The following is a 12,933-nucleotide window of genomic DNA, read 5'->3' on the forward strand; positions in this document are numbered from 1 at the left end:
CCCGCCCGGCCCAGGAGTGTGATCCCCGTGTCCCACGTCGACCGCCGCCAGGAGACCGGCGAGGCCCGGCCGTGGCACCACCGCACGGTCGAGGAGACGCTGGCGGGCCTCGGCGCGGGCCCGAGCGGGCTCACCGAGGAGGAGGCCGCCGCGCGGCGCGAGCGCTGGGGCCCCAACGAGCTGGTCGTCGCCGAGCCGACCCCGGGCTGGCGGGTCTTCCTCCGCCAGTTCACGAGCCCCCTGGTGGGGTTCCTCCTGGTGTGCGCGGTGGTCACCGCCGTCCAGCGGCACTGGGTGGACACCGTGGCGATCCTCGCGGCGGTGGTCCTGAACGCGGTCATCGGCCACTGGCAGGAGCGGAAGGCCGAGACCGAGGTCCGCGCGCTGCAGTCCCTCGCCTCGCCCTCCTCCCGGGTGCTGCGCGGGGGCGCGCTCGTGACGCTGGCCGCCGCGGACCTCGTGCCCGGGGACCTCGTGCTGCTGGAGAGCGGGGACCGCGTCCCGGCGGACCTCCGGCTGGTCGAGGTCAACGGGCTGCGCGTGGACGAGTCCATGCTCACCGGCGAGGTGCTCGCGGTCGACAAGAGCACGGAGCCGGTCCCCGAGGACACCGGCCTCGGGGACCGGCTCGGCTCCGTCTACAGCGGGGCCCTCGTCGTGTCGGGCCGGGCCCTGGGCGTCGTCGTCGCCACCGGCGCGCGCACCGAGCTGGGGGCCATCAACGCGCTCGTCCAGGGCGTCGGCGGGACCGCGCCCCTGCAGGGGCTCACCCGCACCCTGGAGCGCCGGATCGGCGTCGCGGTGGCCTCGGCGGCGGCGTTCGTCTTCGTGGCGGGCTTCCTGCTGGGCAACGACCTCTCCCTCATGTTCCGGACCGCCGTGGCGCTCGTGGTCTCCGCGATGCCCGAGGCCCTGCCCGTGGTGCTCACCGTGGCGCTGAGCGTCGGGGTCGCTCAGATGGCGCGCCGCAACGCCGTCATCCGGCACCTGCCCTCCGTGGAGACGCTGGGCTCCACCACGGTCATCGGCTCGGACAAGACCGGCACCCTGACGCAGAACAAGCTCACCGTCGAGGCGGTGTGGACCACGTCGGGGACCGTCCGGATCGAGCCCGGCGCGCTCCCGGACGCGGACCCCGTCCTGGTCTGCGCGCTGCGGACCGGGGCCCTCACCAACGAGGCCGAGCCGGTGCCGGACGCGGAGCACGACTTCCAGGGGGACGCCGTGGACGCGGCCATGGCCGCGGTGGCCTCCCGGCTGGGCGCGGTCACCCGGGAGGAGCGGTCCCGCAGGCCCCTGGCGCACACCCCCTACGAGCCGGAGCTCGGCTACAGCCAGTCCGTGCACGCGGGCCGGGACGGGCGCCGGATGCTCCACGTCAAGGGCGCCCCGGACGCCGTCCTCGCGATGAGCACCGCCGTGCGCACCGCCGGCGGCGACGCCCCGCTGGACCCCGCGCGGGTGCACGCCGCGAACGAGGCCATGGCGCGGGAGGGTCTGCGGGTCCTCGCCACCGCCCTCCGGGTGCTCGACGACGACGAGGTCGTGTCCGAGCCGCTGCCCCCGCCCCGGGACCTGGTGCTCCTGGGCCTCGAGGGGATGGCGGACCCGCCGCGGCCCGGGGTCCCCGAGGCCGTGGCGGCGTGCCGGGACGCGGGGATCGACGTGAAGATGATCACCGGCGACCACCCCGCGACCGCCCTGGCCGTCGCGGAGCGCCTGGGCCTGGACGGCGGCGGCGAGCCGCTGACAGGGGCGGAGATGGCCGAGCTCGACGACGAGGCGCTCGACGCCCGGCTGCGCGAGACCAGCGTGGCGGCGCGGACCGCTCCGCGGGACAAGATGCGGATCGTCGAGCGCCTCCTGGACCGGGGGCACGTGGTCGCGGTGACGGGTGACGGCGTCAACGACGCGCCCGCGCTGAAGGCGGCGTCCATCGGGGTGGCCATGGGTCGCTCCGGCACCGACGTGGCCCGCGAGGCCGCGGACCTGGTGCTGACGGACGACAACTTCGTGACCATCGTGCACGCCGTGGAGCAGGGCCGGATCACGTTCGCCACAATCCGGAAGGCGACCTTCTTCCTGCTCTCCACGGGCGTCGCGGCCCTGCTGGCCGTCACGGTCAACGTCTTCACCGACTCCCCGCTGATCTTCCTGCCCGTGCAGATGCTCTGGATGAACCTCGTGACCAGCGGCATCCAGGTCATCGCGCTCGCCTTCGAGCCGGGGGAGGGCGACGAGCTGCGCACCGCGCCCCGGCCCCGGGGGGAGGGCGTCCTGGACCGCACCACGTGGGTGCGCACGCTGCTCAGCGGGGCGTGGATGGCCGCCGTGACGCTCGCGGCCTTCCAGTGGGCGCTCCACACCGGCTCCGACGACGACCACGCCCGCACCGTCGCCCTGTCGGTCATGGTGGTCGCGAGCTTCTTCCAGGTGCTCAACGCCCGGGCCCTGCGCCGGTCCGTGTTCCAGATCCGCTTCCTGGGCAACAAGCTGCTCACGGGGGCCACCCTGCTCGCCTTCCTGCTCCACCTCACGGTCACGAGCTGGCCGGCCGTCGCGTCGGTCATGGGCCTGACCCCGCTGACGCCCCTCGAGTGGCTCGTCTGCTCGGGCCTGGGAGGCACCGTCCTGGTCCTCGTCGAGGTCGAGAAGCTCCTGCGGCGCCGCGCCTCGGCGCGCCGGCTCCGCGCCTGAGACCATGGACCCGACCGGGAACCCGACCATGAACCCGACCATGAACCCGACCGTGAAGAGGCCGTCGCCGCGACGGCGGCCAGGAGGTGTCCGTGACCTACACCGTGATCGCCCGGACCGCGGACTCCCGCCTGCTGGGAGCGGCCACGGCGAGCTACTCACTCGCCGTGGGCAACGCCGTGCCCGCGCTGGTGCCCACGGCCGGGGTGGTGGCCTCGCAGGCGTGGACGAACCGGCGGCTGCGCTACGAGATGCTCCGCGCCCTGCACCACGGGCGCACCGCGGAGGAGGCGATCGCCGGCCTGGCCGACGCGGACCCGGACCTGGCGCTGCGCCAGGTGGCGGCGCTCCCGCTGCGGGGCCCCGGAGCGCACCTGACCGGGCTGTCGTGCACCCCGTGGGCGGGAGGCGTGGCCGGACGGGACTTCGTGGTGATCGGCAACCTCCTGACCGGCCCGGAGGTCGTGGACGCCATGGGCGCCGCGGCCGAGGCGGCCCTGTCCTCGCCGGGGCTGACCAGCCTGGAGCTGGCGCGGGCCCTCGTCGGCTGCCTGCGCGCCGGGCTGGACGCCGGCGGTGACAGCCGCGGGCAGCAGAGCGCGGCGGTGCTCGTGGCCGACACCCTGGCGGGCTTCCAGTACCCGGTGCTCCTCGACGTCGACCTCCGGGCCGACGACTCGCCGCGGCCCCTGGACGACCTCGACCGGATGCTCGACCTCAAGGCGGGCGCCCACCCGGCGCCGGCGGAGGTGGTGCCCCGCACCGAGGTCCCCCCGCGGCCCGAGGACGACCAGCTCTGGTCGACCGTGCTCTCCTGACCACCCCCGCACGGCCCCGTGCGCCGCTGCCCGGCTGGGCCGCGGGCCGGCCGTGGCCTACTCTCGACGGATGACCTCCCCCTCCCGCCGGTCCACGGTCCGCCGCGTCCTCGGGGCGGTCCCGCTGCTCGGCGTGCTGGCAGCGGGGCCCCTCCTCGGCGGCTGCGCGGCCTCCCCGGCCGCCCCCGGCGGTGCGGCCGCGGCGCCGTCGTCGGCCTCCGTGCCGACAACGCCCCCGACGGCCGCCGAGCCACCGGCGGACCGGGGCGGCCCCGACGAGGTGGAGGTCGTCGTCACCGGCGACGTCCTGCTGCACCCCTCCCTCTGGGCGCAGGCGGAGGCAGACGGTCACGGGGAGCTGGACTTCGGGCCCCTGGTGGCGGGCCTGCGCCCGTTCACGGAGGACGCCGACCTCGCGATCTGCGACATGGAGACGCCGCTCGGCCGGGCGCAGGGCCCGTACCACGGATACCCGGCGTTCGAGGTGCCGCCGCAGATCGTCCCCGCGCTCGCCGGGGTGGGCTACGACGCGTGCACCACGGCCACGAACCACAGCCTCGACGCCGGCACCGCCGGGCTGGAGCGCACCCTCGACGCCCTCGACGCGGAGGGCCTCGGCCACACCGGCTCCTACCGCTCGGCCGAGGACGCCGCGGAGCCGCTGCTCCTCGACGCGGACGGCGTCACGGTCGGGCTGGTCACGGGCACCTACGGGCTCAACGGCGAGGTCCCGGACGCGCCGTGGCGCGTGGACCGGCTGGACGTGCCCGCGATGGTGGACCGGGCCCGCGACGCCCGGGCGGCGGGGGCGGAGATCGTGCTGGCCGCCGTCCACGCCGGGGACGAGTACTCCTCGACGCCCAACGGCCAGCAGCTCGCGGTCACGCACGCGCTCGCCGACAGCGGCCAGTTCGACTTCGTCTACGGCCACCACACGCACTCGGTGCAGCCGATCGAGAGGTACGGGGACACGTGGATCGTCCACGGGCTGGGCAACAGCCTCTCCGAGCACGCCGCCCGCGTGCCGGTCAACAACGAGGGCCTGACGGTGAGCGCCACGTTCACCCGCCAGGACGGGCGGTGGGTCGCGGAGGCTCCGGTGTGGACCCCGCACATCCTCACGGTGGAGCCGGTGCGGTGGTGCGCCCTGCCCGCCCGGGACGCCTGCCGCTCCCGGGCGGAGGACGCGGCGTCGCTGGCCCGCACGGCGGCGACCGTGGACGCCATGGGCGCCGCGGGCGCCGGGGCCCGGCCCTGGCGGCCCCTGCCCTGAGGGCACCCGCCCCGATCTGAGCGGCCCCGGTCGGAGCGGCCCCGGGTGCGGGGCCCTCGTCGGCGCGGTCCCCGGGAGGCCCGCTCAGCCGCCGGCGGGGACCACCAGCGCCTGGACGGGGGTGTGGTCGCTGGGCCAGCGGCCGTCGAAGCCGGCAGGGTTGATCGCGCCCTGGAGGACGCGGACCTCGGGGCTGGCCAGCACCCAGTCGATGCGCTCCTCGCCGCGCACGGCCCTCCCGTAGTCGGGGAACGTGCCCCACGGCGGGGTGAGCCGGTCCTCGGCGGTTTCCCAGGTGTCCACGAGGACGCCGGAGTCCACGAGGGTCGAGTACGGGGCGGAGCTCCGGGCGTCCGCGTTGAAGTCCCCGACGACCAGCGTGGGGGTGTGGGGCCGGAAGCTGTGCACGAGGTCGACGACGACGTGGGCGCTGCGCTCCCGGGCGGTCTCGGAGTCGTGGTCGAAGTGGGTGTTGATCAGCACGAGGTCCTCGCCGGTGCCGCGGTCCAGGAACCGCGCCCAGGTGACGATGCGGGGCACGGTGTTGCCCCAGGTGGCCGAGCCGATCAGCTCCGGGGCGTCCGAGAGCCAGAACTGGTCCCACTCGAGCAGCTCCAGGCGGCGCGCGTCGTAGAAGATGGGAGAGTACTCGCCCTTGCTGCCGCCGGCCCGGCCGTAGCCCACCATGCCGTAGCCCGGGGGTAGGGCCCGGTGCACGGCTCCGAGCTGGTGGAAGAGGGCCTCCTGCACGCCCAGCAGCGTCGGCTGCTCGAGCGCCAGCAGCCGGCGCAGCAGCGGGGCCCGGTCCGGCCAGTGGTCCGGGTCGCCCGGCCGGGTGGTGGTGGAGTGGTACCGGATGTTGTAGCTCATCACGTGCAGGGCACGGCCCGTGGCCGACCCGATCAGGGGCGCCCCGGGCTCGACGGGGCCGGTGTGGAGGTCGCGGGCGAGAAGGGCGGTGTCGGGGGACATCGGTGCTCCAGGGAGAGGGTGTGCGGACGCGTCGTCATCCCAGGGTGGCCCGGGAGGGTCGACCACGGTGCTGCCCCGGGGGAATCCGGGGTGACGACCGGGTGAACTTCTGCCGGCCGGACTGCCGGCCGGACTGCCGGCCGGACTGCCGGCCGGACTGCCGGACGGACCTGCGTCGGGGGTCTCAGGCACGGGGCGCCTCCAGGGGGAAGACCCGGAGCTGGCTGGCGCCGAGCTCGTGGACCTCGCCGTCCACCCACACCCGCAGGGGACGGGAGGGGCCGGGGCCCAGGTAGAGCCGCAGCGCGGCCTGCGTGAGCTCGATCTGGACGGGCTGGTCCCGGTAGTGGATCGAGAACGTCACCTCCGGCACCTCCGGGGGGATCACCGGGTGGAACCACAGCATGTCCTCCCGGACCTCCAGGCCCGTGTAGCAGCGGGTCAGGATGTCCACGGACCCCGCCATGGCCCCCAGGTGGATGCCCTCCCGGGTGGTGTCCCCCTGGGCGTCGACGAGGTCGCTGCTGAGGGCCCGGTCGAGGAAGGACCAGGAGCCCCGGCGGTCGCGGCGGGCCTCGACCCACGAGTGGACCACGTTGGACAGCGTGGACCCGTGGGCGGAGCGGGTGCGGTAGAAGGCCACGGTGCGGCGCACGGCCTCCGGCGGGAGGGCGTAGCCCATCTGCTCCAGCAGCTCGCGCAGCTCCTCGGCGGAGAACAGGTAGAGGAGCATGAGGACGTCGGCCTGCTTGGAGAGCCGGTAGTCGTTGGTGGACAGCCCCTCGGCCTGCAGGATCAGGTCCAGGCGCCCGATGTTGTCGTAGCGGGCCCGGTAGGCGGCCCACGAGAACTCGGGCAGGTCCTCGTAGCCCTCGAACTGGGCGATCACGCCGTCGGGCAGGAAGGGCACCCGCAGCCGGGTGCGGATCCGCTTCCAGGCCAGCAGCTCGTCCTCGCGCAGGTCGAGGCGCTGCCACAGGGGGCCGCCGTACTCCTGGCCCAGCCGGTCCACCATCTCCAGGGTGCGGGTGAGCAGCCAGGCGGTCATGACGTTCGTGTAGGCGTTGTTGCGCAGACCGCTGCCGGGGCTGCCGGGGTAGCCGTCGTGGAACTCGTCGGGGCCCATGACCCCCACGATGTCGTAGCGGTCGTCCGCGGGGTCGTAGGTGGTCAGGTCCGCGAAGAAGCGGGCGATCTCCACCATGAGCTCGGCGCCCTGCTCGATGAGGAAGCGGGTGTCCTCGGTGGCCTGGTAGTACTGCCACACGGCGTGCGCGACGGCCAGGCCCACGTGGTGCTGCAGCCGGGAGTTGTCCGGCATCCACTGCTCGGTGCGGGGGTTGAGCAGGACCGTGGGCGTCTCCTCGCGGCCGTCGCTGCCGCTCTGCCACGGGAACATGGCGCCGACGTGGCCCGCCGTCTCCGCGGCGGCGCGGGCCTCGTCGAGCCGCCGGTACCGGTAGGCGAGCAGGGCCCGGGTCCACTCGGGCCGGCGCAGGGTGAGCATGGGGTAGACGAACATCTCGTCCCAGAAGATGTGCCCGCGGTAGCCCTCGCCGTGCAGCCCGCGCGCCGGCACGCCCGCGTCGAGGTCCGGGCCGGCGCCGGCCACCGACTGCAGCACGTGGAAGGTGTTGAGGTTCGCAGCCAGGCCCACCTGCCCGGAGATGCCCGTCGCGACGGCGAAGGCGGACCACAGCGCCTGCCACGCCGCCACGTGCCGGGACAGGAGCTCCTCGAAGCCGCCGGCCCGGGACAGGGCGCTCGCCGCCGCGAGCGCCGGGGTGGAGATGGCCCGGTCGCGGGAGGTCGCCACGGCCACCACCTTCTCGACCCGCACGGGCACCCCCTCCTCCATCCCGATCCGCAGCTCGTGGCCGGTCACCCCGGGCGCCGGGGTGACCGGCGTCATCGAGCCGTACAGGTCCTCGGCGCCGTCCAGGACCCGGGTGCGCATGGCCACGGCGATGTGGATCTGTGACTGCGCCGTCACGGCGTCCACCAGCACCGACCCGGGACCGAGGTCCTCCACCGTGGCCCCGCCGAGGTGCCGCCCGGCGAGGGGGGCGTACTCGCGGACGTTGCGGTTCGTGACGTCCGTGTCCACCAGGCTGCGGACGGTGAGGGTCCCCGACCAGTCCTCGGCCTCGAAGACCGTCTGCTGGGCGGCGAGGTGGCGCTGCTCCTGGGAGACGAGCCGCCGGGTGGTCACGCGGGTGGTCCGCCCGGTGGCGTCCCGGAAGCGCAGGACGCGCGTCAGCACGCCGGTGCGCACGTCGAGGTCCTGGGCGTAGTCCAGGACGTTCGCGCGGGTCGGCCGGAACCAGTAGCCGTCCCCGACGCGGTACTGCAGCAGCGTCCAGTTCGGGGCGTTGACCAGGTGCTCGTCCTCGACGGTGAGCCCGTGGAGCTCGGTGCGGAGGCGGTTGTAGACCCCGGCCAGGTAGGTGCCTGGGTAGTGGGGGCCGCCGGCCCGGACCTCGCACGCGGCGCCGCGGGTCGCCAGGTACCCGTTGCCGAGCGTGCACAGGGCCTCGCGCAGGCCCTCCTGCCGCGGCTCGAACGAGGTGTAGGCCAGGTTCCAGGGGCTCTCCCCGCCGGAGCCCCCGCCCCACGTGGCGGTGCCGGCCACGGAGGCCAGGGGCAGCTCCAGGGCCGCGAGGTCGTCGACGACGAAGTGGGCCCCGGCCGCGAGCAGCGCTCCGCGGCGCTGCGCGTCCCCCAGGCCGACGACCAGCCCGAAGCCGTCCTCCACGGCGGCGCGCACCAGGCGGTGGCTGTCGCTGACGACCACGACGTGCTCGGGCTCCACCCTCAGCTCGCCGGCGGCGAGCAGCAGCGACGTGGAGGGCGGGTGCCGGTGCGGGCGGCCGGTGGACGGCTCGTCCGGGGCGTCCTCCGGGGGGTCGGCGGCGACGACGACGTCGGCGAGGAACTCGGGGGGCAGCTCCGGCTGCGCGGTGACCACGGCCGTCAGGACGCCGTCCTCGTGCAGGTGCTCGAACAGGGCCGCTGCGGCGGCCTGCGACCGCAGCCTCTCGTCCGGCTCCGCGAGGAGGGAGTGCTCGTCCTCGACGACCGGGTCGAGCGCCAGCACGACCGCTCCGTAGGCGCTCTCGCCGTGGGCCACCGGCTGCTCCAGGACGCCGCTCATGGGCTCATTGTGCCACCTGCCCCCGACGGCGGACCCTCGGGGGCAGGTGGAATGTTCTCAGGGGCAAATCCCGTCGCGGACTCCGGTGCCGGGTCCCGGCCTCAGCGGCGGGTCAGTTGATCGTGCTCAGCCGGATCGTCTCGGGCAGCGCGAGGATCTGCTCGATGACCTCGCGCGTCACGCCGTTGCCGGCGTCGGTCACGAGGTAGCCGGTGTCCCCGCGGGTGGACAGCTGCTGGCGGTCGATGTTGATGCCGTGGTCGCCCAGGACGCTGTTGACCGTGGCGAGCACGCCGGGGACGTTGCGGTGCAGGTGCAGCAGGCGGGTGCCGCTGACGGCGGTGTCCAGCTGGACCTGGGGCATGTTCACCGACAGGGTCGTGGAGCCCGAGGTGACGAACGAGGACAGCTTCCCGGCCACGAACCGCCCGATGTCCACCTGCGCCTCCTGGGTGGAGCCGCCGATGTGCGGGGTGAGGATCACGTTCGGCAGGCCCTGCAGGACCGATTCGAACGGGTCCCCGGTGGCCTTGGGCTCGTTGGGGAACACATCCACGGAGGCCCCCGCGATGTGACCGCTGACGAGGGCGTCGCGCAGGGCGTTGTAGTCCACCACCATGCCGCGGCACAGGTTGAGGAACAGGGAACGGGGGCGCATCCGCTCGAACTGCTCCCGGCCGAAGAGGTTGTTGTTGCTCGTGCGGCCGTCCACGTGCAGGGAGACGGTCTCGACCCGCTCGAGCAGCTCCTCCAGGGTGTCGCAGCGCTGGGCGTTGCCGAGGGGGAGCCGGTCCACCACGTCGTAGTAGTACACGCGCATGCCCAGGGTCTCGGCGAGCACGGACAGCTGCGAGCCGATGTTGCCGTAGCCCACGATGCCCAGGGTGCGCCCGCGGACCTCGTGGGCGCCCTTGGCGGACTTGTCCCACACGCCCTCGTGCATGGCCTTGTTCTTGTCCGTCAGGTGCCGGGCCATCGAGATGATCTCGGCCACGGCGAGCTCCACGACGCTGCGCGTGTTGGAGTACGGCGCGTTGAAGCAGGTGACCGCGTGCTCCGTGGCGGCCGCCAGGTCGATCTGGTTGGTGCCGATGCAGAACGCTCCCACGGACAGCAGCTGCGGGTGGGCCTCGAACACCTCCCGGGTCACCTGCGTCTTCGACCGGATCCCCAGCAGCTCGACGCCCTCGAGGGCGTCGATGAGCTCCGTGGTGTCCAGGGCGCCCTTGCGCGTCTCGACCTCGATCCCCTTCTCGCTCAGGATCCGTTCGGCCTCGGGATGGATGTTCTCCAGCAGCAGTGCTTTCACAGTGGTCCAGTCTATGACCCCGGCGCAGGGGGCGACGACGACGTGCGTCACGTCCCCGCCGCCGGGACGACATGCCCGGCGCGATCCGCGGGCACGTCTCCCAGGTTGATGCATATGCAAATACACTGGGGGTGTGAGAGAACTCCTCCCCGTCGCCCTCGCCGCCACGGCCCTGCTGGTGGTCGGGGGCGTGGGCATCGCCGTGGACCTCGCCGCCCAGGAGGCCGGCGAGGACGGCACGGCCGCCGCCGCGGAGTGCCCCGCGCCGGCCCGGGCCGAGCTGGTGCCCGGGAGCGGGGCGCTGTTCGGGGTGAACCTCGACCTGAGGAGCCGGCCCCTGGCCGACTACGCCGAGGACCTCGGGCGCCGGCCCGCGGTGACGGTGGTCTTCACCGAGTTCCCCTACGACGCCCGGAAGAGGGCGGACCTCCAGGAGGCCGCCGAGCAGGTCCGCGCCGACGGGCACATCATGCTGCTGACGCTGGAGCCCCGCCGCGGGCTGCGCTCCGTGACCGAGGGCGCGGCGGCGGCACTGGCCGAGGACCTGGCGGGGCTCAACCGGAACGGCGTTCCCGTCGTCGTGCGCTTCGGGCACGAGATGAACGGGCCCTGGCGGGAGTGGGGGCAGCAGCCGGGCGCGTACGTGGACGGCTTCCGGCGGGTCGCCGCCGCGGTCCACGCGGCGGCGCCCGGCTCGGCCATGATGTGGGCGCCCAACTACGGGGGCGGCTACCCGTTCGAGGGCAGCCGCGACGCCGCCGGCGCGGAGGCCCGGGACCGCGCGCTGCTCGACACCGACGGCGACGGCCTGCTCACCGCCGCCGACGACCCCTACTCGCCCTACTGGCCGGGCGACGACGCCGTGGACTGGGTCGGCATGTCGCTCTACCACTGGGGCTCGGCCCACCCCTGGGGCGAGAACGAGGTGCCCGAGCCCGGCAAGTTCACCGACCAGCTCACCGGCGCCTACGACGGCGCCGACGGCGACCAGACGGCGGTGCCGGACTTCTACGCCGTCTACGGCGAGAAGCACGGCAAGCCCGTCGCGATCCCGGAGACCGCGGCCTTCTGGGCGCCCGCGGCCGGCGGGTCCGGCGAGCTGGCGGTCAAGCAGGCGTGGTGGGAGCAGCTCTTCGACCCCGCCCTGGCCGAGGAGTACCCGAGGCTGAAGATGATCAACTGGTTCGAGTGGGACAAGCTCGAGCCGGAGGTCGACGCCCAGGTGGACTGGACGGCCACCGAGACCCCCGAGGTCCGCGACGCGTTCGTCGAGGCCCTGCCCGAATGGCTGCACGAGGCCCCGGAGGACGACTGCGGCTGAGGCCGGGTGGACGATCCGTGCCGGAGGAGGGGCCTGCCGGGCAATACATCTGCACTTCCCGCACCTCCGCTGACGACCGTGTGCTTCTGTGATTAGAGTCACAGGCACCCCTCCCGGCGCGGCTCCCGTGCCGGCACCACCCTCGTCCCCGGAGGTCCCCCCTGTGACTCCCCAGCACTCCCACCCCGCCGCGCCCCGCACCCTCTCCCGCCCCCGCACGCTCTCCCGCCTCCACGGGCGGCGCCGGGTCGCGGCGGCGGTGGCGCTCGCCGTCGCCCTGCCCCTGGGTGCGGCGGCCCCGGCCGCCGCGGACGCGCGCTTCCCCTCGACCGAGGGGAGCGGCAGCCTGGCCGCCGTCCGGACCCACGACGACGTGGTGCAGGAGCTGCAGAAGCTCGAGCGGACCAGCCGCTACGGCGTCGAGGCGTTCACGCTGGCCGAGGCCGGCATGCAGGTGAGCACCTCCGAGCAGGGCCGCGACCTATGGGTCGCGACCGTCGGCACCGGCGAGGAGCACGTGTGGCTCCAGGGCCGAATCCACGGCAACGAGCCCTACGGCACCGACGCCCTGCTGACCCTGCTCAAGGACCTCGGCAGCAACGGCTCGCCCGAGCACGAGCTGCTGCGCTCGACGTTCACCTTCCACGTCATCCCCATGTACAACCCGGACGGCGCCGAGGCGAACATCCGGCACACCGTGCTGTGGGACCAGGTCGCCGGCGCCCCGGAGGGCGGCACGCCCCAGCGCATCGACCTGAACCGCGACTGGACGCCCACCGGCTTCGCCGCCGACGAGTCGCTGGCGTTCTACGAGTACTGGACGACCGTCGACCCCGCGTGGGGCATCGACATCCACCACCAGGGCCTGAAGCAGGAGGCGGGCACGGGCGACGACGTCACCCTGTCCCTCGGCATCTCGCTCGCCCCGGGCGGGCCCACGCTGCCGGGGCTGCAGGACGGCGCCTACGACGTCCTCACCCGCCAGATGCAGGTCCACGTCTACGACGAGCTGGCCCGGTACGGGTTCATCAACACGGACCGCTACCAGGTGGGCGGCAGCTACGAGATCGACATCAGGGGCGGCGTGGTCTCGGCCATGATGATGGGCCTGGACCACGCCGGGATGAACCCGGAGGGCCACTCCCACCCGGTGGTGTTCTTCGAGACCTCCGGCAACACCTCCGAGGGGAGCCTGGGGCAGAAGGCCCGCGGCAGGAGCGTGCAGCAGAACGTGCTGGCCGTGAAGGAGCTGCTGCTCGGCCTGGCCACCGGGGAGGTCCAGCAGGAGGACCCGGAGCGCTGGGCGGAGATCCCACACCAGCCGGTCACCGGCTACAGCACGGACTGGGCGGGCACGATCCCGGTGGGCTGAGCCGGCCGCGTCGCATA

The 12,933-nt window shown here is 74.1% G+C and carries 8 protein-coding genes; 5 read left to right on the top strand and 3 right to left on the bottom strand.

Annotated elements, in window-relative coordinates; translation table 11 throughout:
- Window positions 1–27 precede the first annotated feature (27 nt).
- From IEW07_RS14305 to IEW07_RS14315, 3 genes are all read left to right on the top strand, one after another.
- Complete coding sequence (locus IEW07_RS14305) at window positions 28–2,697, top strand: cation-translocating P-type ATPase (RefSeq protein WP_229741869.1); 2,670 nt, start codon at window positions 28–30, stop codon at window positions 2,695–2,697.
- A gap of 92 nt (window positions 2,698–2,789) precedes the next feature.
- A complete protein-coding gene (locus IEW07_RS14310; protein ID WP_188538393.1) occupies window positions 2,790–3,515 on the top strand; it encodes a DUF1028 domain-containing protein in 726 nt (241 codons plus the stop codon).
- A gap of 70 nt (window positions 3,516–3,585) precedes the next feature.
- Window positions 3,586–4,788 carry a CapA family protein gene (locus IEW07_RS14315; protein WP_188538395.1) on the top strand — a complete coding sequence of 401 codons (1,203 nt, stop codon included), beginning with the start codon at window positions 3,586–3,588 and terminating at the stop codon, window positions 4,786–4,788.
- Window positions 4,789–4,872: 84 nt separating this feature from the next.
- On the opposite strand, the gene IEW07_RS14320 is transcribed toward IEW07_RS14315, so the two are convergent.
- The 3 genes from IEW07_RS14320 to serA form a co-directional block, all read right to left on the bottom strand.
- Window positions 4,873–5,760 carry an endonuclease/exonuclease/phosphatase family protein gene (locus IEW07_RS14320; protein WP_188538396.1) on the bottom strand — a complete coding sequence of 296 codons (888 nt, stop codon included), beginning with the start codon at window positions 5,758–5,760 and terminating at the stop codon, window positions 4,873–4,875.
- A 184-nt stretch (window positions 5,761–5,944) separates the two neighbouring features.
- Window positions 5,945–8,914: a glycosyl hydrolase family 65 domain-containing protein gene (locus IEW07_RS14325; protein ID WP_188538399.1), complete on the bottom strand. Its 2,970-nt coding sequence runs from the start codon at window positions 8,912–8,914 to the stop codon at window positions 5,945–5,947.
- Window positions 8,915–9,026: 112 nt separating this feature from the next.
- Entirely contained in the window at window positions 9,027–10,223 is a 1,197-nt protein-coding gene (gene serA / locus IEW07_RS14330) for a phosphoglycerate dehydrogenase (RefSeq protein ID WP_188538401.1), read from the bottom strand.
- Window positions 10,224–10,356: 133 nt separating this feature from the next.
- On the opposite strand from serA, the gene IEW07_RS14335 reads away from it, so the two are divergent.
- Both IEW07_RS14335 and IEW07_RS14340 read left to right on the top strand, forming a co-directional pair.
- Window positions 10,357–11,544, top strand: a complete 1,188-nt coding sequence (locus IEW07_RS14335; protein WP_188538403.1) for a glycosyl hydrolase — start codon at window positions 10,357–10,359, stop codon at window positions 11,542–11,544.
- A 163-nt stretch (window positions 11,545–11,707) separates the two neighbouring features.
- Window positions 11,708–12,916 carry a M14 family zinc carboxypeptidase gene (locus tag IEW07_RS14340; protein ID WP_188538405.1) on the top strand — a complete coding sequence of 403 codons (1,209 nt, stop codon included), beginning with the start codon at window positions 11,708–11,710 and terminating at the stop codon, window positions 12,914–12,916.
- Window positions 12,917–12,933 lie beyond the last annotated feature (17 nt).

This window comes from Kocuria dechangensis (assembly GCF_014636775.1).
Classification (GTDB): domain Bacteria; phylum Actinomycetota; class Actinomycetes; order Actinomycetales; family Micrococcaceae; genus Kocuria; species Kocuria dechangensis.

Coding starts and splice junctions, on each gene's coding strand:
- IEW07_RS14315 (WP_188538395.1), top strand. CDS start 3,586: ATGACCTCCCCCTCCCGCCGGTCCACGGTCCGCCGCGTCCTCGGGGCG.
- IEW07_RS14320 (WP_188538396.1), bottom strand. CDS start 5,760: ATGTCCCCCGACACCGCCCTTCTCGCCCGCGACCTCCACACCGGCCCC.
- IEW07_RS14325 (WP_188538399.1), bottom strand. CDS start 8,914: ATGAGCGGCGTCCTGGAGCAGCCGGTGGCCCACGGCGAGAGCGCCTAC.